Source organism: Arthrobacter alpinus (assembly GCF_900105965.1).
GTDB classification, from domain to species: domain Bacteria; phylum Actinomycetota; class Actinomycetes; order Actinomycetales; family Micrococcaceae; genus Specibacter; species Specibacter alpinus.
Genome location: NZ_FNTV01000001.1, coordinates 3,683,791 through 3,705,608, shown reverse-complemented (window position 1 = coordinate 3,705,608; position 21,818 = coordinate 3,683,791). Strand labels below are relative to the sequence as shown.

At 64.2% G+C, this 21,818-nt stretch carries 15 protein-coding genes and 1 pseudogene; 13 read left to right on the top strand and 3 right to left on the bottom strand.

What is annotated here, in order from left to right:
• Positions 1–97: 97 nt before the first annotated feature.
• Together BLV41_RS16945 and BLV41_RS16940 are read left to right on the top strand one after the other, a co-directional pair.
• Positions 98–1,138, top strand: a complete 1,041-nt coding sequence (locus BLV41_RS16945; RefSeq protein ID WP_074712650.1) for a hypothetical protein — start codon at positions 98–100, stop codon at positions 1,136–1,138.
• A gap of 110 nt (positions 1,139–1,248) precedes the next feature.
• Positions 1,249–2,151 (top strand): hypothetical protein, encoded by a 903-nt coding sequence (locus tag BLV41_RS16940; RefSeq protein WP_074712648.1) that lies wholly within the window; start codon positions 1,249–1,251, stop codon positions 2,149–2,151.
• Positions 2,152–2,482: 331 nt separating this feature from the next.
• On the opposite strand, the gene BLV41_RS16935 is transcribed toward BLV41_RS16940, so the two are convergent.
• Positions 2,483–3,238, bottom strand: a complete 756-nt coding sequence (locus BLV41_RS16935) for an IclR family transcriptional regulator (RefSeq protein WP_074712647.1) — start codon at positions 3,236–3,238, stop codon at positions 2,483–2,485.
• A 206-nt stretch (positions 3,239–3,444) separates the two neighbouring features.
• On the opposite strand from BLV41_RS16935, the gene BLV41_RS16930 reads away from it, so the two are divergent.
• The 11 genes and pseudogenes from BLV41_RS16930 (at position 3,445) to sucB (ending at position 17,874) form a co-directional block, all read left to right on the top strand.
• Positions 3,445–4,851, top strand: coding sequence for an NAD-dependent malic enzyme (locus BLV41_RS16930; protein WP_074712645.1), 1,407 nt, complete (start codon positions 3,445–3,447; stop codon positions 4,849–4,851).
• A complete protein-coding gene (gene aceB / locus BLV41_RS16925; protein WP_074712644.1) occupies positions 4,848–6,455 on the top strand; it encodes a malate synthase A in 1,608 nt (535 codons plus the stop codon). Before BLV41_RS16930 ends, aceB begins: the two co-directional genes overlap by 4 nt.
• A 2-nt stretch (positions 6,456–6,457) precedes the next feature.
• Positions 6,458–7,729 (top strand): DUF6986 family protein, encoded by a 1,272-nt coding sequence (locus BLV41_RS16920; protein ID WP_074712642.1) that lies wholly within the window; start codon positions 6,458–6,460, stop codon positions 7,727–7,729.
• A 10-nt stretch (positions 7,730–7,739) separates the two neighbouring features.
• Positions 7,740–8,555 carry a bifunctional allantoicase/(S)-ureidoglycine aminohydrolase gene (locus BLV41_RS16915; protein WP_044579206.1) on the top strand — a complete coding sequence of 272 codons (816 nt, stop codon included), beginning with the start codon at positions 7,740–7,742 and terminating at the stop codon, positions 8,553–8,555.
• A gap of 178 nt (positions 8,556–8,733) precedes the next feature.
• Complete coding sequence (locus BLV41_RS16910; protein WP_074712640.1) at positions 8,734–10,122, top strand: AAA family ATPase; 1,389 nt, start codon at positions 8,734–8,736, stop codon at positions 10,120–10,122.
• Between the two features lie 233 nt (positions 10,123–10,355).
• Positions 10,356–11,147 (top strand): hydroxypyruvate isomerase family protein, encoded by a 792-nt coding sequence (locus BLV41_RS16905; protein WP_074712638.1) that lies wholly within the window; start codon positions 10,356–10,358, stop codon positions 11,145–11,147.
• A 44-nt stretch (positions 11,148–11,191) separates the two neighbouring features.
• Positions 11,192–12,070 carry a 2-hydroxy-3-oxopropionate reductase gene (locus BLV41_RS16900; protein ID WP_074712636.1) on the top strand — a complete coding sequence of 293 codons (879 nt, stop codon included), beginning with the start codon at positions 11,192–11,194 and terminating at the stop codon, positions 12,068–12,070.
• A gap of 63 nt (positions 12,071–12,133) precedes the next feature.
• Positions 12,134–13,917 (top strand): annotated as a pseudogene (gcl, locus tag BLV41_RS16895) (glyoxylate carboligase).
• A 4-nt stretch (positions 13,918–13,921) separates the two neighbouring features.
• Positions 13,922–15,079 carry a glycerate kinase gene (locus tag BLV41_RS16890; protein ID WP_074712634.1) on the top strand — a complete coding sequence of 386 codons (1,158 nt, stop codon included), beginning with the start codon at positions 13,922–13,924 and terminating at the stop codon, positions 15,077–15,079.
• The gene (gene allB / locus BLV41_RS16885; RefSeq protein WP_074712632.1) at positions 15,072–16,463 is read left to right on the top strand and encodes an allantoinase AllB; all 1,392 of its coding nucleotides are present in this window, start codon (positions 15,072–15,074) and stop codon (positions 16,461–16,463) included. Before BLV41_RS16890 ends, allB begins: the two co-directional genes overlap by 8 nt.
• The gene (gene sucB, locus BLV41_RS16880; RefSeq protein WP_083360991.1) at positions 16,393–17,874 is read left to right on the top strand and encodes a 2-oxoglutarate dehydrogenase, E2 component, dihydrolipoamide succinyltransferase; all 1,482 of its coding nucleotides are present in this window, start codon (positions 16,393–16,395) and stop codon (positions 17,872–17,874) included. Before allB ends, sucB begins: the two co-directional genes overlap by 71 nt.
• A gap of 113 nt (positions 17,875–17,987) precedes the next feature.
• On the opposite strand, the gene BLV41_RS16875 is transcribed toward sucB, so the two are convergent.
• Both BLV41_RS16875 and BLV41_RS16870 read right to left on the bottom strand, forming a co-directional pair.
• Positions 17,988–18,968, bottom strand: coding sequence for a GDSL-type esterase/lipase family protein (locus BLV41_RS16875; protein ID WP_074712628.1), 981 nt, complete (start codon positions 18,966–18,968; stop codon positions 17,988–17,990).
• 110 nt (positions 18,969–19,078) lie between these two features.
• Positions 19,079–21,736 (bottom strand): exo-alpha-sialidase, encoded by a 2,658-nt coding sequence (locus tag BLV41_RS16870; protein ID WP_074712627.1) that lies wholly within the window; start codon positions 21,734–21,736, stop codon positions 19,079–19,081.
• Positions 21,737–21,818: the final 82 nt, after the last annotated feature.

Below are 21,818 nucleotides of genomic sequence, written 5' to 3'. Positions count from 1 at the left end.
AACGGGTGGTTGCTGTTCCCTTCGGACGCCCACGAAACTGGCTGCCACATAGCCGAATCACCATCGCATGTAGCAACCGCTGTGCGAGGGTGTTCCTATGTCATACGATCTGTCCGTTTATGCCGTGACCCCTTTGGGCTTTGACGAGTTGCTGGCGCTGGTGCGAAGCACTGCCGGGCTCGACGTCGACGGCGAGCCCTCCAGTGATGCCGACTCGTTGATGGTGATGCGGGGTGCGCGCCGCGCGTACTGTTTCACGATTGACGGTCCCTTTGAGGTGGAGCTCGAGGATGTTCCGGAGGAGGTGACGGCATCGGTGATCGGTGCCAAGGCGGTTTATCAGGTGTTGGTGGAGGGCAGTGAGGAAACCTCGATTCCGCACGCCGTGAAGTTTGCCCGGAAACTGGCCAAGTCCGCCGCCGGTGCGATGCTGGATGAGCAGAGCGGGGAAGTCTGGCCCAAGGCCAAGGGCAGCCGCGTCACCCGGCCCCGCGAAGCGTCCCGGGCGACCGAGCTGGTGACAGTCAACTTCTACACGGAAACAGGCAAAATGCCGGAGGATCTGCCTGGCAGTTACATCGCCGCGGCAAGAAAGTACCTGCCCGAGGCCCTGCCCCGACGCTTCGGCAGCTACGAGCCTCTGCAAGGCAAGCTGGAGCGAGACGGCGATCAAGCATTCACCGACATGTGGCGGAGCGACCCAACACATTCGCTCTATCTCGATTGCCAATATCCTGTTGGTTTTGGAGTCCTGTCTGGTTCCAAGGAAAACAGGCCTATCGGACGGACGTCCTTGAGGTTCGACGGGGCTGTCCTGTCCAATCCGGGGTGGCTGGAGGCGCTTCGAAGGTTCTTCGTCGCCTTTGCTCTGGAATCGAAGAGTTTCTTTGCTTCGGTGGAGGTGCTGCGCAACTACGAATGGGGCACCCGATCTTACAAATGGTCGCCAGGGCAGGAAAAGGAGACGTGGCCGATTGACGGAGGTGAATGGATAGGGCTTGTTCCGTATCCGCAGTCTTGGACGTGGTTCGGCCCGGACCAGATCAGCATCGTTTCCCCGCACCTGACCGGACACCGTGAGATGCATGGTGACCGTTTGTTCCATGTCCTGGCGGAGCAGCCGGTAGACCGGGACTAGCTCGCAGCCCTGCTGCCGGATCCGTCCCAGCCTTGGATCCCCCGGGAACTCGCCAGCCCATACACCCGCTGACCACAGCAATTCACTAGAGAAAGCAAGGAAAGAACAACATGGCATTTTTCAGCAGGAAACCCAAGGAACTCGACGCAACCTTCCCACAGCTAACCCTGCAGCAGGGTGTGAAGATGCGTCAGATCAGCGTTGATGTCCTCACCAGCATGGGGTACGGAGTCGAGGTTGCCGATGACCACGTAGTCACCTCCGACGGGCGCATGTACGGGCTTGAGACGGTGGCACGAACAATTCCCAACGCCCCGGAGCGGGAGTGGAAGCCCATGCTCGAGGACTACTTCGCACGGATGACCGCCAAAGCCGCCGGATCCATCATCGATGCGATGCCCGCCGAGGACCTGCTGGCCCGGACCCGGGCCAAGATCATCGACCCGACCATGGTCACCCAGGAGCAGGCCGAGCTCCACTACAACTACACCCAATGGGTGGGTGGACTCCCCCTCTTGATGGCCTATGACGGGGAAGAAACCATCAACTACCTCAGGGACGACCATGTCCAGCGCGCCGGCGAGGACCGCGCCTGGGATGCTGCCCGGGCCAATCTGCTGGCTGAAGGATCCGGGACACCGCAGCCTGCCACCGATGAGGAAGGTGGCTCGTTCCTGGGCATCATGTCCGATTCTGAGTTCCAAGCCACCTGGTTGGCGTTCCCCGCCGAACTCCTTGACAGCCTCGGGCTCAAAGCCGGACCCCTTGGTGTCTTCATGACAGTCCCCGCCGCAACGGCCCTGAACCTGCACGTCATCAATGATGAAACCGGAATTGCTGACCTGCTCTTCATGACCCGGGTCACCGGAGTCCAACACGACGGCATGCCCCACCCCCTGAGCCCGCATGTCTACTGGTGGAACGGTGGTCAGGTCCAGCCCATCACCGGCGTCGTGGACGGTGACTTGGCAATGGTGCTCCCAGACGAACTCGAACACCTCGCATCCCGCTGAAGGTTGAAGGCTGAGCCGGCGCCGCATCGGGGGATCGAGCATCGGCCCAGCCTTCCTTCGATTGGGGGCCAGAAGGGTCTCACGTTTCTTGCACCAATCGAAGTCCAACTCTGCAGTCGTCAGAGGATAACGGCAGAGCTGGGCGGCGCAATGCTGTCCACAACACCAAAACCGCCAAAGCGGCCGGGCCGGGAACAACACCACCTATTCAATGAGAGTGCCCGGCCGGGAAATCATGACGCCACTGTGGCCTGGGAATTAACCAGCTCGATCAAAAAGATGAAAGCCCGGCCGCGCAATGCGGCCGGGCTTTCCTCGTTCTGTGGAAAGACTAGTTGCGGTTGAGTTCCGCTGAGATCACCTGGGCAGCCTGACGCAGCACCGGAATGGCGCGCTCGGAGAAGGCCAAATCCACGCGTTGCACGGGGCCGGAGACGGAGATGGCTGTGGGTGTGGGTGAGTTGGGCACTGCCATGGCGAAGCAGCGCACACCCAATTCCTGCTCTTCCTCGTCAATGGAATAGCCGCGCTCACGGATGAGCTTCAGGTCAGCCAGCAGCTCATCGATGGTCCCAATGCTTTTGTTGGTGGGGCGGGGCATGCCTTGGCGCGCGATGATGCCGCGCACGGCGTCATCGTCGAGCTGTGCCAGCAGCGCCTTGCCCACGCCGGTGTCATGGGTGTGTGCCCGGCGGCCAACCTCCGTGAACATGCGCATGGAGTGCGGGGACGGTACCTGCGCAATGTAGATGACCATGTCGTCATCGAGCACAGCCATGTTGGCCGTTTCACCCAACTGGTCCACGAGCGACTTCAGCTGCGGCTGCGCCAGTGCACCGAGCTGCTTCGTGGCGCCTTCTCCGAGACGGATCAGGCGCGGCCCCAGTGCGTAGCGTCGACTCGGGAGCTGGCGGATGTATCCCAGCGAAACAAGCGTGCGCAGCAAACGGTGAATCGTGGGCAGGGGCAGATCGGTCGAGGATGACAGCTCGCTGAGCGTCACATTTCCACCTGCATTGGTGATGAGTTCAAGCAGTTCGAAAACGCGTTCCACGGACTGTACGCCGCCGCTCGCCTTTGCTGCCATGGGTCCGACTCCTAGGTATTTGACGGTGCCAGTATTTATCCGCATGGTGACACGGATATTTCACATACTCAACTTACCTCACGACGACGCCAATTAAGTGAACTTCCTCGTGGGCTTGAAATTCCACTAGATAGATAATAATATCCATAATACGAAAACATCTCGTACATGTCGATAGCCCCAAGGGCCCAAGCGAAGGAAATTCAATGGCGAATCCCAGTCCCGGCAACTCAATCACCCTGCGCGTCAGCGCACCTTCCAGCTTCACCGTTACCAGCGAACTGGCAACCGCCATCGCGGCGGCCGGAGCCTCGGTCACCGCCCTGGACGTCACGGAGTCCCACCACGAGCGCATAGTCGTTGACATCACCGCCAACACCACTGACGACGACCACGCCGACCGTGTCAAGGCTGCTCTTGACGCGCTCGACGGCGTCACAGTCCAGCACGTTTCGGACCGAACCTTCCTGATGCACCTCGGCGGCAAGCTCGAGGTGGTCCCCAAGGTGGCCCTGCGCAACCGTGACGACCTGTCGCGTGCCTACACTCCCGGCGTCGCCCGCGTCTGCATGGCCATCTACGAAGATCCCGAGGCCGCACGCAACCTCACGGTCAAGCGGAACACCATCGCCGTGCTCACCGACGGTTCGGCCGTCCTGGGCCTGGGCAACATTGGCCCGGCCGCGGCCCTGCCCGTCATGGAAGGCAAGGCGGCACTGTTCAAGCAGTTCGCCAACGTCGACGCCTGGCCCGTCTGCCTAGACACCCAGGACACGGAAGAAATCATCATGATCGCCAAGGCCATGGCCCCCGTCTACGGTGGCATCAACCTGGAAGACATTGCCGCCCCTCGCTGCTTCGAAATTGAAAAGCGCCTTCGCGATGAACTGGACATCCCGGTCTTCCACGACGACCAACACGGCACGGCCATCGTGACCCTGGCCGCCCTCGCCAACGCCCTGAAGGTTGTCGAGAAGAAGATCTCAGACGTCAAGATCGTCGTCGCTGGCGTCGGTGCCGCCGGAAACGCCATCATCCAGCTGCTCATCGCCCAGGGCGCCACCAACATCGTGGCCTGCGGACGCAGCGGCTCGGTCCACCGCAACGAGACCCACAGCGATGAACACCGCGCATGGCTCGCCGAAAACACCAACCCGGACAACTTCGACGGAACCCTGCACGAGGCCATGACCGACGCCGACGTCTTCATCGGCGTCAGCGGCCCCAACGTTTTGGGTGAAGAGCAGATTGCCGCCATGGCCGAGAAGGCAATTGTGTTCGCCATGGCGAACCCCACCCCCGAGGTCGACCCGGTCATCGCAGCCCGCCACGCCGCCGTCGTCGCAACCGGGCGCAGCGACTTCCCCAACCAGATCAACAACGTGTTGGCCTTCCCAGGCTTCTTCCGCGGACTCCTGGACGCGGGCGTGTCGGACATCACACCCAATATGCTAGTGGCAGCCGCCGAAGCCATTGCCAACCGGGTCTCTGACGACGAACTGAACGCCAGCTACATCATCCCCAGCGTTTTCGACCCGCACGTGGCCGGCGACGTCGCTTCCGCAGTCGCTTCCGCCGCTGCAAGCAACACCACCGAAAGGACTCAGTCATGAGTGCACAATCCGTCACCGTCACCGATCCCACCCCCATCCCCCGTGCCGCGGAAATCCTCACCGACGAGGCGCTTGCCTTCGTTGCGGAACTTAACCGCCGCTTCAACCCGGTCCGCACCGAACTGCTGGAAGCCCGCGGCGTGAAGCGAACCAAGGTCGCAGAAACCGGGAAGCTGGACTTCCTGCCGGAAACCTTCAGCGTCCGCGAGGGCGACTGGAAGGTTGCCCCGGCTCCGGCAGCCCTGACCGATCGCCGCGTCGAAATGACGGGGCCTGCCTCACCAGCCAAGATGGCCATCAACGCACTCAACTCCGGCGCGAAGGTGTGGCTTGCCGACCTTGAAGACGCCAGCACTCCCCTGTGGGGGAACGTTGTCGACGCCGTTTTGAACCTGCGCGACGCCGCCCTTGGCACCCTCAGCTACACCTCCCCGGAGGGGAAGGAGTACCGCCTCCGCACTGACGCTCCCCTGGCCGTAGCGGTTACCCGCCCCCGTGGCTGGCACCTGGAGGAACGCCACATTGTGGTCGACGGCGAACCCACCTCGGGTGCGCTCGTGGACTTCGGACTGCACTTTTTCCACACGGCCAAGGCACTGCTCGCCAACGGCCACGGCCCGTACTACTACCTTCCGAAGATGGAAAGCCACCTCGAGGCCCGCCTGTGGAATGACATCTTTGTCTTCGCCCAGGACTACCTCGCCATCCCGCAGGGAACCATCCGCGCCACTGTGCTGATCGAAACCATTCCGGCCGCCTTTGAAATGGACGAGATCCTCTACGAGCTGCGCGATCACGCCTCGGGACTGAACGCGGGACGCTGGGACTACCTGTTCAGCATCATCAAGTACTTCCGTGACGCAGGCAGCGCCTTCACCTTGCCGGACCGCGCCCAGGTGGCCATGACGGCACCGTTCATGCGCGCCTACACCGAACTGCTGGTCAAGACCTGTCACCACCGCGGCGCCTTCGCCATGGGCGGCATGGCTGCAGTCATCCCGAACCGCAAGGAACCGGAAGTCACCGCGGCCGCCTTTGAAAAGGTCCGCAATGACAAGACCCGCGAAGCCAATGACGGTTTTGACGGTTCCTGGGTTGCCCACCCGGACCTGGTCCCGATCTGCCAGGAAGTCTTCGACGCCGTTCTCGGCGAGCGCCCCAACCAGCTCGACAAGCAGCGCACCGAGGTCAGCGTCACGGCCGAGCAGTTGCTGGACGTTGCCTCCGCCGAAGGCGATGCCACCGAGGCAGGCCTGCACCTGAACCTCTACGTCGCCGTCGCTTATACGGCCGTCTGGATTTCCGGCAACGGCGCCGTCGCCATCCACAACCTCATGGAAGATGCCGCCACGGCAGAGATCTCCCGCTCCCAGGTGTGGCAGCAGATCCGCAACCAGGTCAAGCTGGCCGACACCGGCAACATCGTCACACGGGAACTCGTGGAGACAATCCTTGACCAGGAAACAGCCAAGCTGCGCGGCGAAGTTGGCGAGGAGGCCTTTGCCAAGTACTACAAGCCGGCAAGCGAGCTGATCGCAGACATCTGCCTGTCGGAGGACTACACGGACTTCTTGACCATCCCCGCCTACGAACTGGTGGGCTAGAAATGGCCGCAAAACTTTCGCTTTCCGCCGCCGATCTGGCACATATTGATGATTCGTTGAGCGCTACCGACACGCTGTTGGAACGCAACTACCCGGGCGACGACGGCAGTCGCCAGCCTGTGCACACCGTCTACGTGCCGGCGGACAAGTTCACGCCAACCCTCGCCGCCGACTGGGGCAACGAGGCACTTGCCTTGGCCAACGACCATGGCGGCCTGGAACGCCTGGGTTCCCTGTTGGGCCAGGATGACGAACTGGCGGCCGCCGTGGCGCCCCGGGTTGCCGCCAAGTTGGCAGCCGAGCCCATCGAGGACCTGCGCCTGGACTTTGAGGACGGCTACGGAAACCGCGGGGACGAGGCGGAGGACGCAGCAGCCATCACCGCCGCACGCGCCGTGAACACCGCCGTCGAACAGGGTACGGCCCCGCCGTTCATCGGCATCCGCTTCAAGTGCTTCGAGGCGCCCACCCGCGCCCGCGGCATCCGGACCCTGGATCTGTTTGTCTCCACCCTGGCGGAGACCGGCGGCCTGCCGGACGGGTTGATCCTGACCCTGCCCAAGGTCGCCACTGTTGACCAGGTGCGGGCGATGGACTTTGCCGTCAGTCGCCTCGAGCAGATCCACGGGCTCCCCGCCGGCCGGCTCCGCTTTGAGGTGCAGGTGGAAACTCCGCAGCTCATCCTCAGCCACGACGGCACCTCGCCGGTGGCACGCCTGGCCCATGAAATCCCGGGCCGCATCAGCGGGCTGCATTACGGCACCTATGACTACAGCGCATCCCTGGAAATCTCAGCCGGATACCAGTCCATGGAACACCCCGTGGCGGATTTCGCCAAGGAGGTCATGCAATTGGCTGTGGCCGGCACGGGCATTCGCCTCTCCGACGGTTCCACCAACGTCATCCCCATGGGCGACGGCGTTGAATCGGCTTGGGCGCTGCACGGTCGCCTGGTCCGCCGTTCCTTGGAGCGCGGCTACTACCAGGGCTGGGATATGCACGCCGCCCAGCTGCCCAGCCGCTTCAGCGCAGCCTATGCGTTCTACCGCGACGGCCTTCCCGTATCTGCAGCCCGCCTGCGCAACTACGTGGAGCAGACTCCGGGAGCCGTCATGGACGAGCCCGCAACTGCACGGGCCCTGGCCAACTTCGTCCTGCGCGGAGTGGTCTGCGGCGCTGTCGGCGCCGACGAGGTTGCCGCGCTGACCGGCATCGATATTCCCCAGCTGAGCGCCTTGGCGCACCCGCGGCTGGCACAAACCGTTTCCAAGTAAGGAGTCAAAGATGACCGAGAAGTATTTCTACCCAAAGGGCGGCCTGCCGCCGCAGACCCACCTCACCACCGAACGCGCCATCGTCACGGAGGCCTACACGGTCATCCCCAAGGGCGTCATGACCGACATCGTGACCAGCACTCTGCCGGGCTTCTCCAAGTCCCGCTCTTGGATCCTGGCCCGACCCATCTCAGGTTTCGCCACCACGTTCTCCCAGCTGATCGTGGAGATCGCCCCGGGCGGCGGCGCTCCCATCGCCGAATTTGAGGCGGGCGTTGAAGGCGTGGTCTTCGTGACCAAGGGAAAGGTCAACCTGACCCTCGACGGCGAATTGCACGCACTCGAAGAAGGCGGCTACGCCTACCTCGCCGCCGGCGCCACGTGGGGACTGGAAAACGTCTCCGACGACATCGTCTCCTTCCAGTGGATCCGCAAGGCGTACGAGCGCCTCGAGGGCTACGAGGCCAAGTCCTTCGTAACCAGCGATGCCGAGGTTGAGCCCACTGCCATGCCTGACACCGACGGCGCCTGGAAGACCACCCGCTTCACGGACTCCTCGGACCTGGCGCACGACATGCAGGTCAACATCGTCACGTTCCAGCCAGGCGGTGTCATCCCGTTCCCCGAAACCCACGTCATGGAGCACGGCCTGTACGTCCTGGAGGGCAAGGCCATGTACCTGCTCAACAACGACTGGGTTGAGGTGGAAGCCGGCGACTTCATGTGGCTGCGTGCCTTCTGCCCGCAGGCCTGCTACGCCGGCGGCCCCGGCGAATTCCGCTACCTCCTGTACAAGGACATGAACCGGCAGATCCGCCTCACCTAGAAACTTTTCCGGCCCCACTCTCTCGCCACTACTTGCGGCGTGGGGCCGGCAAGGATATGGCGCCCGCCGGCGCTTTCCACACCCCGCTTTGTCATCGGGTTTCGGAAAGCGCTGGCGGGCGTTTTTGTGCCCGTCCAGTGCCACGCGAAGGCGTTGACAGCCCTGTTATGGTCAGCGTATGGATGAAAATATGGGGACGTTCATCAAGGATTTTGGCACGCTGGTCCGTTTGGCACAGGCCACCATTGAACCGGTCAAGGGCGGCGATGAGCTGCTGCAGACACTGAGCCGCCATCTTGGCGTCCCGCCCAAGGAAGTCTCCGTGGTGGTGGAGGAGATCCCCGCCCACCGGTTGGCGGATTTGGACATCCTGTTGGACAACATCGCCAGCCGCGACCCCAACGCCCGCCTGGTGGGCATCGGCGGTGGCGATCAACGCAACCACATGTCCCTCAGCGACATGGTGCAGCACGCCAACATGCATGCGGCATTCCCGCTCGCTCAGCCGGACTTTACAAACCAACCGGTGGGCCCGGACAAGCAGCGCCAAACGGTGGCGTTGGGCCTAAGGCTTTTCAGCTATGCCGGCGCCGCCATGGCCGTTCTCCAGCGTGAGGCCAAGCCCAACTTTGGCCGCCAATTCGCCACCGTTGAGGTCCTTGCCGCAACACCGGCGGACACCGCCAAGTTCCTGGCCGAGGTACGCCGTCGGATGGAGCACGAAAGCGTGTTCAAGGGCCACGTCATTTCACTCCAGGTCAGTGAATACGGACCCAGCATGGGCGGGGTGACGTTCATCCGCCGCCCCGAACTGTCACGTGCGGACATCATCCTGCCCCACGGCGTCCTCACCCGGGTCGAAGAGCACACCTTGGGGATCGGGCGCCAGGCACAGTTTTTGCAGGCACACGGCCAGCACCTCAAACGGGGACTGCTGCTCTATGGTCCGCCGGGAACGGGCAAAACACACACCGTCCGCTACCTGCTCAGCCAAAGCGCAGGTACAACAGCGGTTCTCCTGTCCGGGGGCTCCCTGGCCCGCATCGCAGAGGCCGCCAAACTGGCCCGAGCCCTGGCGCCGGCCATCGTGGTGCTCGAGGATTGCGACCTGATCGCCGAGGACAGGAGCTTTGGGAACGGTCCACAGCCACTGCTATTTGAGGTCCTCGACGCCATGGACGGACTGGACAGCGATTCCGACGTTGCTTTTGTCCTGACCACCAACCGCGTTGACATGCTGGAGCGGGCACTGGCCCAGCGTCCCGGCCGGGTGGATTTGGCGGTGGAGATCCCACTGCCCTCTGAACCTGAACGCGTGGAACTATTGCAGCTCTATTCGTGCGAGCTCGCCTTTTCACCGTCCGCGCTCGAGGCAGCTGCCGCGCAGACGGCCGGCACCACCGCCTCTCTGGCCAAGGAACTGATGCGGCGGGCCGTGGTGGCGGCGTCGTTGGCGGGGGAAGATCCCAGCGATTCCCACCTGGCCGTCGCCGTGAATCAGCTCATGGACGACGGCGCTGCCCTCACCCGAAGCCTGCTGGGCAGCAGCACCAACTCCGGCAGCTAAGCGCCGCGCCATTGAACTCACGGCGCCCGTTGCCGCTTTTTGTGCCCGTCCCACGGCTGCGAAAAGCCGGACGGGGCGCCTTTTGTGTCGGCCACCACTCCCATGCGCCAATCCCCCTTGACTACTGACCGGACCTTGCCTAAACTTTTCATAAAGCAGAAACTAAATTCCATGAAGTGAAAATGTGGAATGAAGCACACGGAACATAGACGTTCCCCTGGAAGGATCTTGAGATGACGTACACAGTGAATTGCTCCATCCTCCTGACGGAGCTGCCCCTGTTGGAGCGTGCGGCCGCGGCCAAGGCCGCCGGCTTTGACGCCGTCGAATTCTGGTGGCCCTTCGCCAGCTCCGTTCCCGGCGATGCCGAGCTCACCGCCTTCGAGCGCTCCATCACCGACGCCGGCGTACAACTGACGGGCCTGAACTTCAACGCAGGCGACATGCCGGCAGGCGACCGCGGACTGGTCTCCTGGATTGGACGTGAAGCCGAATTCAAGGACAACATCGCCGTTGTCGCAGGAATCGGCGAGCGCCTGGGCTGCAAGGCCTTCAACGCCCTCTATGGCAACCGCCAGGATGGGCAGCACCCCGCAGCCCAGGACGCCCTGGCCGTGGAGAACCTGGTTGCAGCCGCCCGCGGCATCGCAGCCATCGGAGGAACTGTCCTTCTGGAACCGGTCTCCGGAGCCCCTGCCTACCCCCTCAAGACGGCCGCGGACGCACTGTCCGTTATCGCCAAGACCCAGGCGGCCGGGGTGGAGAACGTCAAGCTGCTGGCAGATTTCTACCACTTGGCCGTCAACGGCGACGACGTGGCGGCAGTCATTGAACAGCACGCCAAGGACTTCGGGCACATCCAGATTGCCGACAACCCCGGCCGCGGCGCACCCGGCACGGGCGAACTTCCTCTCGGCGAGTGGATCAGCCGCAGCCGCGAACTTGGCTACACCGGGGCGATCGGTCTCGAATACAAGGCCCCCGCTGCCGAAGCCTTCACCTGGGCCATCCGCCAGCCCGCCTAACCGGCTTCCGTCCCAACACATTTACTTCTCGCAAAGGATTCATCATGACAAACGTTGCAGTTATCGGTCTCGGAATCATGGGCCTGCCCATGGCAGTCAACCTGGTCAAGGCCGGCCACACGGTGACCGGTTTCAACCGCAGCCAGGGCGCCATTGACAAGCTGGTTGCCGCAGGCGGCCAGGGCGGCACGAGCATCGCCGACGCCGTCAAGGACGCCGACGCAATCATCACCATGGTTCCGGACTCCCCCGACGTTGAGGCAGTTGTCAGCGGCGCCGACGGCGTTTTCGCCAACGCCCGCAAGGGTGCCCTCTGGATCGATGCCAGCTCCATCCGCCCCGATGTGGCCAAGCGCCTCTCCGCCGACGCCGTTGCAGCGGGCATCCGCCCTCTCGACGCCCCGGTTTCCGGTGGCGAACAGGGCGCCATTGACGGCGTTTTGTCCATCATGGTCGGCGGCGAAGCAAAAGATTTCACCGACGCCGGCGAAGTGCTCAACGCAGTGGGCAAGACCATCGTCCACGTGGGCCCCTCCGGCTCAGGCCAAACAGTCAAGGCAGCCAACCAGCTGATCGTGGCAGTGAACATCCAGGCCCTCTCCGAGGCAATCGTCTTCCTTGAGGCCTACGGCGTCGACACCGTCGCAGCACTGAAGGTCCTCGGCGGCGGCCTGGCCGGCTCCAAGGTTCTTGACCAGAAGGGCCAGAAGATGCTCGATCGCAACTTCGACCCCGGATTCCGCCTGGCCCTGCACAACAAGGACCTCGGCATTGTCACCGCAGCAGCACGCGAGGCCGGCGTCACCGTCCCCCTCGGCGCAGCCGTGGCACAGCTCGTCTCCGCCATGGTGGCCCAGGGCGACGGCGCCCTTGACCACTCCGGCCTCTTCAAGCAGGCCGCGGCACTCTCCGGGCGCAAGTAACCCATTCCCCAGGCAGCACCGGCCCATCAGGGCCACCCACCACAGACTTTCAAGGAGCACACAATGACTAAAATGCGCAGCGTTGACGCCGCCATCCTGATCCTGGAAAAGGAGGGCGCCACAGAAGTTTTCGGCCTCCCCGGCGCAGCCATCAACCCCTTCTACGCCGCAATGCGCGACCACGGAGGCATCAACCACACCCTGGCCCGCCACGTTGAGGGCGCCTCGCACATGGCCGACGGCTACTCCCGCGCAGCCAAGGGCAACATCGGCATCTGTACCGGAACCTCCGGCCCCGCAGGCACAGACATGATCACCGGCTTGTACGCTGCATGGGCGGACTCCGTGCCGATCCTGTGCATCACAGGCCAGGCCCCGGTTGCCAAGCTGCACAAGGAAGATTTCCAGGCCGTGGACATCGAGACCATTGCCGCACCGTTGACCAAGATGGCCATGACCATCAAGGAACCCGGCCAGATCCCAGGCGCCTTCCAGAAGGCCTTCTACCTGATGCGCTCCGGCCGTCCGGGCCCGGTTCTGTTGGACCTGCCCATCGACGTTCAGATGGCCGAGATTGAATTCGACATCGACGCCTACGAGCCGATGACCCCGAGCAAGCCTGCCGCCACGCGCAAGCAGGCCGAGAAGGCCCTGGACATCCTGTTGGCTGGCAAGCACCCGTTGATCGTTGCCGGTGGCGGTGTCATCAGCGCTGAGGCCTCGGACCGCCTGGTGGAACTGGCCGAACTGCTCTCCATCCCCGTCATCCCCACCCTGATGGGCTGGGGTTCCATCCCGGATGACCACCCCCTGATGGCCGGCATGGTTGGCCTGCAGACCTCGCACCGCTACGGCAATGCTACATTCCTGGAGTCCGACGCCGTCATCGGCATCGGAAACCGCTGGGCCAACCGCCACACAGGTGGTTTGGACACCTACCGCAAGGGCCGCAAGTTCGTCCACATCGACATCGAGCCCACCCAGATCGGCCGCGTGTTCGCACCGGATCTGGGCATCGTCTCCGACGCCGGAGCAGCCCTGGATGCGCTGCTGGAAGCAGCCCGCGAGCGCGTTGCCGCAGGCACCGTGCCGAACTACGGCCAGTGGGCCGACGACTGCGCCACCCGCAAGGGCAGCCTGCAGCGCAAGACCCACTTCGACAACGTGCCGATGAAGCCCCAGCGCGTCTACGAGGAGATGAACTCGGCCTTCGGCCAGGACACCACCTACGTTTCCACCATTGGCCTGTCCCAGATCGCCGGCGCGCAGATGCTGCACGTCTTCGGCCCGCGCCGCTGGATCAACGCCGGCCAGGCCGGCCCGCTGGGCTGGACCGGTCCGGCCGCCCTGGGCGTTGTCCGCGGCAAGCCCGGCGAGACCGTTGTTGCGCTGTCCGGCGACTACGACTTCCAGTTCATGATCGAGGAATTGGCGGTTGGCGCACAGTTCAACCTGCCGTACATTCACGTGGTTGTGAACAACTCCTACCTGGGCCTGATCCGCCAGTCGCAGCGCGGCTTCAAGATGGAAGCCCACGTTTCCCTGGCCTTCGAGAACATCAACTCCCCGAGACCAACGGCTACGGCGTTGACCACATCAAGGTTGCGGAGGGATTGGGCTGCAAGGCCATCCGCGTTGAGCGCCCCGAGGACATGGCCGCTGCCTTCGCCGAAGCCAAGAAGCTCATGGAAGAGTTCCGGGTTCCGGTTGTTGTTGAGGCCATCCTGGAGAAGGTCACGAACATCTCCATGGGCACCGAGCTGGACAACGTCACCGAGATCGAGGACATTGCCGAGTACGCAACCGACGCACCCACCGCCATCCTGGCGCTGCAGGGCCAGGACTAGCAAGATGCGGGTCATCCTCGCACCGGACAAGTTCAAAGGGTCGCTCTCGGCCCCGGAAGTAGCCCGGCACCTGGCGGAGGGCCTGCGCTCCGCCTACCCGAAGTTGGACATTGAGCTGATGCCAGTGGCCGACGGCGGTGAGGGCACCATTGACGCCGTCGTCGCCGCAGGATTCACGCGGGTTGATGCGACGGTGCAGGGACCCACCGGCGAGGCTGTGCTAGCCGAGTTCGCCGTCCGCGGGGAGGTCGCCGTCATTGAGATGGCGTCGGCCTCCGGGCTGGCGGTCCTGCCAGACGGCCGGCTGGCTCCTCTTGCCGCATCTACGTACGGCACCGGCCAGTTGGTCAGTGCCGCACTAGACCACGGCTGCACGGACATTGTGCTGGGCGTGGGCGGCAGCGCGTCCACCGACGGCGGGGCAGGAATGCTCGCAGCCCTGGGCGTCACGTTCAAGGACGCAACCGGCAAGCACCTGCCGCCCGGCGGCGGTGCCCTCTCCAGGGTGACGAACATCGATGTCACTGGCCTGGACAAGCGTCTGGGCGGGGTCACCTTCACCCTGGCCAGCGACGTGGACAACCCGCTGCTGGGCCCCGAAGGCGCGGCCGCCATTTTTGGACCACAAAAGGGTGCAACCCCGGAACACGTCGCCCACCTGGAAAACGCGCTTGAACGGTATTTTAGGATCATGGCCAACGCCCTCGGCACCGCCGCCGTGGACGCCATTGACGCACCCGGAGCCGGCGCCGCCGGCGGCACCGGCTATGCGGCTCTCGCAGTACTGAGCGCCAAGCGGCGCTCAGGCATTGACGTTGTGTTGGGCCTGACCGGTCTGGCGGAGCGGCTCCACGGGGCTGGCCTGGTCATCACCGGTGAAGGCAGCCTCGACGAGCAGAGCCTCTTCGGGAAGGCCCCCATGGGCGTGGGCGCCGCTGCCCGGGCCTCCGGTGTTCCCGTGGTCGCCGTTTGCGGCCGCACCACTTTGGATGCCAACACCCTGGCCGACGCCGGCTTTGCCAGCACGCACGCCTTGACAGATATTGAACCCGACACCAACCTTTGCATGAAGAACGCCGGCACCCTGCTCGCCCAGATCGGAGCCACCATTGGCTCGGGGCTGGCCCGCGCCGGCCAAGAAAAGGAGATTTCCCATGTCTAGCACCGAAGAAAACGCCCCCCACGGCGGAATTTTTGACCTCGTATTCCGCGGCCAGCGAGTGCTCACCACCGCCGGAATTGTGCCGCGCGAAGTGGGTGTCCGTGACGGCGTCGTCATTGCCCTTGAGCCGCTTGGCAACAACCTCCAGGGTCACCAGGTCATTGAGTTGGCTGACGATGAAACCCTCATCCCGGGTCTCGTGGACAGCCACGTGCACATCAACGAGCCCGGCCGCACGGACTGGGAGGGCTTTGCCTCCGCCACCCGCGCAGCCGCGGCCGGCGGTGTCACCACCGTCATCGACATGCCCCTGAACAGCATTCCGGCCACCACCAACGTTGCAGCCCTTGAGTTGAAGCGCAGCGTGGCGCTTGACCAGGCCTTCGTCGACGTCGGCTTCTGGGGCGGTGCCATCCCCGGCAACAAGGCGGACCTGCGCCCCCTGCACGACGACGGCGTCTTCGGCTTCAAGTGCTTCCTGCTCCACTCAGGCGTGGATGAATTCCCGCCGCTCGACGCGGACGAGATGGAAGCCGACATGGCCGAGCTGAAGTCCTTCGACTCGATCATGATTGTCCACGCCGAGGATTCCCGCGCCATCGACCGTGCCCCCACGGCGGCCGGCGACCACTACGACAAGTTCCTGGCCTCACGCCCCCGCGGTGCCGAGAACCTGGCCATCGCCGAGGTCATTGAACGGGCCCGCTGGACCGGCGCCCGCGCCCACATCCTGCACCTGAGCTCCTCCGACGCGCTGCCCATGATTGCCAGCGCCCGCCGCGACGGTGTCCGCCTGACAGTGGAAACGTGCCCGCACTACCTGACGCTCATGGCCGAGGAAATCCCCGACGGCGGCACCGCCTACAAGTGCTGCCCGCCCATCCGCGAAGCCTCCAACCGCGAGAAGTTGTGGGAGGGACTCCAGGACGGCACCATCGACTGCATCGTCACCGACCACTCCCCCAGCACCCTGGACTTGAAAGACCTGGAAAACGGCGACTTCGCCGTCGCCTGGGGCGGGGTTTCCTCGCTTCAGCTGGGCCTGTCACTGATCTGGTCCGAGGCACGCCACCGCGGCATCGCCCTGGAACAGGTCATCCAGTGGATGTCCACCGCCCCGGCTGAGCTCGTGGGCCTGCACAAGAAGGGCAAGCTGGCCCCCGGCTACGACGCCGACTTCGCCGTCTTTGCCGCCGACGACGCCTTCGTCGTTGACGTCACCAAGCTCAAGCACAAGAACCCGATCACCCCCTACGACGGCCGTGCACTGTCCGGCGTGGTCCGCCGCACCTTCCTGCGCGGGCAGGAAGTCGATTTCCAAACGCCCACAGGCAAGCTCCTGCGCCGCGGCGAGATCACAGTGGACAGGCCGGTCAATGCCTGATTCCGTACTGCTTCCAGCCCTGGGTGAAAGCGTCACCGAAGGCACCGTCACCCGCTGGCTGAAGGCCGTAGGCGATCTTGTCTCCATCGACGAGCCACTCGTGGAGGTGTCCACGGACAAAGTAGACACCGAAATCCCCTCCCCGTTCGCCGGCATCCTGACGAGCATCATGGTGCCCGAGGACCAAATCGCTGAGATCGGCTCGGTTCTGGCCACCATCGCGGCAGAATCGGCGGCGGAGACACCGGTGGTCGAGCCTGTCGAGACCCCGGCGGCGACGGTCGCACCCCCGGCGGACCGGGATTCCCTCGGCAGGGGCCCCGAGAGCGAGGGCCCCGAGAGCGAGGGCCCCGCTGCGAGCTTGCGAGCAGAGGGAGCTCTTGGGGACTTTCCGGCCAATCGGCCGCGGGCGGCCTCGGCCTCCCTGACGTCGCCTACGGAAACCCCGGCTCCGCCGGTGGTCGAGCCTGTCGAGGTCAAGACGCCCGGCCTCTACTTCACTCCCCTGGTGCGCAGGCTCGCCCGCCAGCACAAGGTTGACTTGGCCACCGTGGCAGGAACCGGCGTCGGCGGACGAGTCCGCGGAGACGATGTCAGGAAGGCAGCCGCTTCAACTGTTGCAACGCCGTCGGCGGCCGTTGTGCCCGTTCCGGCGCCCGCCAAGGCTGCTGCCGCGGCACCGGCCGCGCTCCGCGGGACCGTGGTGAAGGCTCCTCGAATCCGGGCTGTGATTGCCTCGCGCATGCGGGAATCCCTGAACACCTCCACCCAGCTGACACAGGTCCACGAGGTGGACGTGACCGCGATCGTGCGGCTGCGGGAACGGACCAAGGGCCAGTTTGCTGCGATTCACGGCGTGAAGCTGACGTTCCTGCCGTTCATTGCCCAGGCAGTGGCGGAGGCGCTGAAGGTCCATCCCATGCTCAACGCTGAATTCGACGAGGCTGCGGGCACCATCACCTACCATGGGGCCGAACACCTCGCGTTTGCTGTGGACGCCCCGAAGGGGCTCATGGTTCCGGTGGTGCGCGATGCAGGATCACTGAACCTTGCCGGCCTGGCCTCAGGGATTGCCGACGTTGCATCCCGCACGCGCAACGGCTCCATCAAGGCCGAGGAGCTCAACGGAGGCACGTTCTCCATCACCAACATTGGTTCGGTGGGTGCGCTCTTTGACACGCCCATCATCAACCAGCCGCAGGTCGGCATCCTGGGTGTTGGCGCCATCGTGAAGCGGCCCATGGTTGTTGCGGGCGCCGACGGCGGGGACGTGATTGCGATCCGGAACATGATGTACCTGTGCCTGACGTACGACCACCGCCTGGTGGATGGCGCCGATGCCGGTCGGTTCCTGCAAACGGTCTCGGCAAGGCTCTCCGCCGGTTCCTTCGAGGCGGAACTGGGCTTGTAACAACAAGCACCCTCAGACGCCGCATCACATACGGCCGGTTTTTCCGGAACGCTATCGCACTTTTTTGCGAAAGGGTTCCGGGAAAACCGGCCATTGCTGCGACAGGGACTGTATTAGAGGAGTGCGGCTGCGAGCTGGGGCGCCAGCCTTTCTGCCATGATGGCGTATCCGGCAGTATCGGGGTGGAGGGTGTCGGGAAGCCGGTCCAAGGCCTCCTGCTCCGTCAGCACGGTGGCTCCGTCGATGAGGTGCAGGTTCGCGTCTCCCCTGGCCTGGAACACAGCAACCACATCTGCCGTGGCCTGACGGTAGTGCGCTAGCGTCCAGCCCACCTCGTTGATCTTGTGTTCGCGAGGCAGCGACAACACTGGGGAGATGACAACCAGCGGCACGTCGGGGTGGGCCCGGCGAATCGTGTTGATGAAACCCTGCAGGGCAGGGCCATAGCTGCGCTCGGAGAAAACAGACGCGTTGTAGCTGTTGATGCCAACACACATGGAGATGAGATCGGCCGGAGTTTGGGCAATCGTGTCCGCGACGACCGGATCAAGTTGGCACTCACCCGCCAATCCCAGGCTGGTGAGCTGCCAGCCATTGGCCGCGGCCACGAGCGCGGGCCACGCCTGGGTAGGGCCGTCGGCCTGTTGGCAGTGCGTGATGGAACTGCCGTAGGTGATCCACCGCGGGCCCTCTTCCACCGCACTGGTGACGGAAGCGCCGTCGAGCGTTGCTTGCTTCAGGGTGAAATCGCCATAGTGGGGCAGCCACAGCTGCACAAGGGAGTCGGGTGCCAGCCTCGTCAGGTCAACCTCGTGGCGGTGAAGGCCGACGGCGGGCAGCCGGTGCGTGCGTTCGCCGTTGATCAGGACATCGTAAGGGGCGCAATCGTCGGCGCCGTGGCCTGCGATGGTCAGTGTCCCACCGCCGGTGCGCCAAGAGGCGCGGATGCCAGCTGCCATGGCGGCCCGATTGGCCAGATTGTCGGTGAAGGGTGGCAAATACCCGTTTGGGTCCAGTCTGGAGAAGCTCTGCGCACCGTCCTCATTAACGTGAATCGCAAACATTCCGGACCATTGGGCAGCAACTGAAACCATGGGGCAATCCTATCGAAAGTGGTTCGGGCCCCTGCCGGCGGGTTCCGGCAGGGGCCCGAACGGGCGTCATCTCACACCTCGGCTGAGGGGCGGGTGTTGGGAGGGATCGGTTAGTTCGGCGTGACGTGGAAGGTGCCGAAGGAGAACAGCCCGCCGTTCCCATCCGATACCACCAGGGTGTCCTTGCCATTCTTTGTGCCCTCAGGGACGGTGAACGTGACGGTGCCCTGTGCATCGGCCAGGAACCAGCCGATGCGGGCGCCGTGTTGGTTCAGGTGCACGTAGGCCCATTCATTGGCAGGAAGGTTCTTGACCGTGACGGTGTCGCCGATGCTGAACTTGCCCGTGCTCAGGCCCAGGTCAACGGGAGGCTGGCCCTTCAGATCCAAACGGGTCACGGACGGCTCAAAGCCAGGCATCGCTGGGAGCACGGGCAGCTCAACCGCCTGCACCAGGACGTCCTTGGACGCATCCTTGGCGCCGTTGACAGCGGCGAGCGCGATGGAACGCTCCGCCACGGCACCTTCGGAAAGTTCCGCCGTCGAAAGTTCACGGGTTTGAGTGAACGTGGCCGTGGCTCCCACAGCCAGGGTGCCGTGGTCGGTGCCGAGCCCGGCGACACCGGTCAGGGTGACGTTGCCGGAGTTGGTGGCGGTGACCGTGGTGGTGGTGGTATCGCCAGCTCCGGCCAGGCCGTTGCCGTCGGTGTCGTTCCACACGGCAGCCGCGGTGGCCGACAATTCGGGGTTGCGCGCCAACACGTCAACTTCGCTGCCCGTGATGGTGAACGTCTTGCTTGCAAGGCCGGTACTGGTGACGGACCAGGTGGTCAAGGGGACAAAGAAGCCATTGGCCAGTTCATCAGCCGTGACCGCGTGACGGGGCGTCCCACAGGTGTAGTTGGCCCACATGGCCAGGTTGTTCCAGCGGCAGTTGCCGCCGGCCGGGGGCAGGAACGGATCGAAATTGCCTGAGACCGGCGCAACGTTGGAGGTGACATTGCTGAGGCTGGTCACGGCGAACTGGTACGGGAGCTTTTCGCCAACCGCGTACGGCGTGGCGGCCAGGTCGCGGCCGTTGTCGGTGCGCGAGCCCACGACGCCGAGGCCGATGGTGGGTGCAGCGCCGCCGGTGACAGTCACGGGAACCACTGCATTGAATTCGCTGGTTCCATAGCTGGCCTTGGCCGTGACGCTGTAGCTTCCGGCCTTGGCGCTGGCGGGGATGGTCACCGGGACAGTGACGGTGGCCGTGGCGCCCGCGGCGACGTCGGCAAATGCGGCAGTGCCGAAAGTCCAGGCGTTCTTCGCGGCGAAAGTGGCCTTGGCTCCGGTGATGGCCTTGTCGCTTCCGTTCACCAGGGTCAGTTCAGCCTGCACGGTTTCACCGTTGGCGCCCGTGACGGCCTTGGCGGTGAGCTCAACGCCGCACTCGATGGCGAGCCATTCGGCGTTGAACTTGCCGAACGTCATGGTGTTGTTGTCGCCTTCATAGAAGACGCCGAAGGTGCCGTCACCCAATGGGGCCACTGTGGAGTAGCTCATGGCGCCCGCCTTGAATTGCTTGCCGGCGCTCCAGGTGGCGCCGTCGTCGCAGGAGTAGCGGATGGTTCCGTTCTGGCGTCCGGAGGTGCTGTTGGCGTTGGAGAACAGCAGCATCTTGGCCTCGTCGGAGCCCTGCGCGGCGTGCGGGTACATGCGTGCAATGGAGGCGTTGTTGACGGGGTCACTCAGGCGGGTGTCCACAGTGACGGGTCCGTACGTTGCGCCGCCGTCCTTGGAGATGGCGATCTTGCGGCCGCCGTTGCCGCCACTGCTGGCGCGGGAGTTGAGCATCACGTCGCCGTTGGAGAGTTCCACGGTCTTGTTTTCATCCATGCCGGTGCCAACGAACGCACCGCGCTGCCAGGTCTTGCCGTGGTCGTCGGAGAAGACGCTGTAGGCCTGGTACTCAATGGCACCGCTGGCCTGCTTGACCTTGCCGGTGTACTGCTGGACCAGGCGGCCCTTGTGCTCGCCGTACTTGAGCTGGATGCCCGCACCGGAAGCTGCAAAGACGCCCTGGATGCCGCCCACGTTGGCGGAATCACCCACGGGCTTGACTACATCGGTGATCAGCGGGCCGTCGAAACCGGCAAATTCCGAGCCCGCGGCGTAGTCAACCGGGGGCAACACGGGCATGTGTGCCGGGTCCATTGACCAAGTCAGGCCCTTGTCTCGTGAAACGGCGACGGCGGAGCTGGTGATCTTGCGGTCCGCGTCGTTGTTGCCGAAGGCACCAGCCTGGAAGCTGACGTCCTTGGAGTACACGAAGAAGTTGAAGACATCCCCGGTGACCTCATCGACCACATAGCTGGGGTCGCTGAAGCCGTAGACGAGCTTCTCGGCCGTGGGCACCTGGCCGCGTGCCACATAGGTGGGCGCACCCCACGTCTTGCCGTTGTCCGTGCTGCGGCGCTGGAGGATGGAGTTTGGCTGGGGCGAGTCACCACCATAGGGGCGACCATCATAGGAGGCCAGGACAATGCCGTTACCCAGGTGGGCAAGGGCGGGGATGCGGTAGTTGGCTCCCAGTACGGGGTCAATGGCGTTGTCGCCATTCTTGGCCAACACCTGTTCGGCGTAGCTGCCAACTGCGCCAGCGGAAACAGCTTCGCCCTGCGCCACGGCAGGGGCGATCATGCTGGTCAACAGGCCGGCAGTTAGTACGCCTGCGATTGTTACCGCGCGGGCGTTCTTCCATCGGCGTGGAAAGTCGGTGGATTTCATTTGGTCCTTTCGGCGGCCTGCATTGGCCGCGTGGCGGTCGCCATTTCATGAAGTGCCCCAGGCTGAGCTGTGATTCATCAGA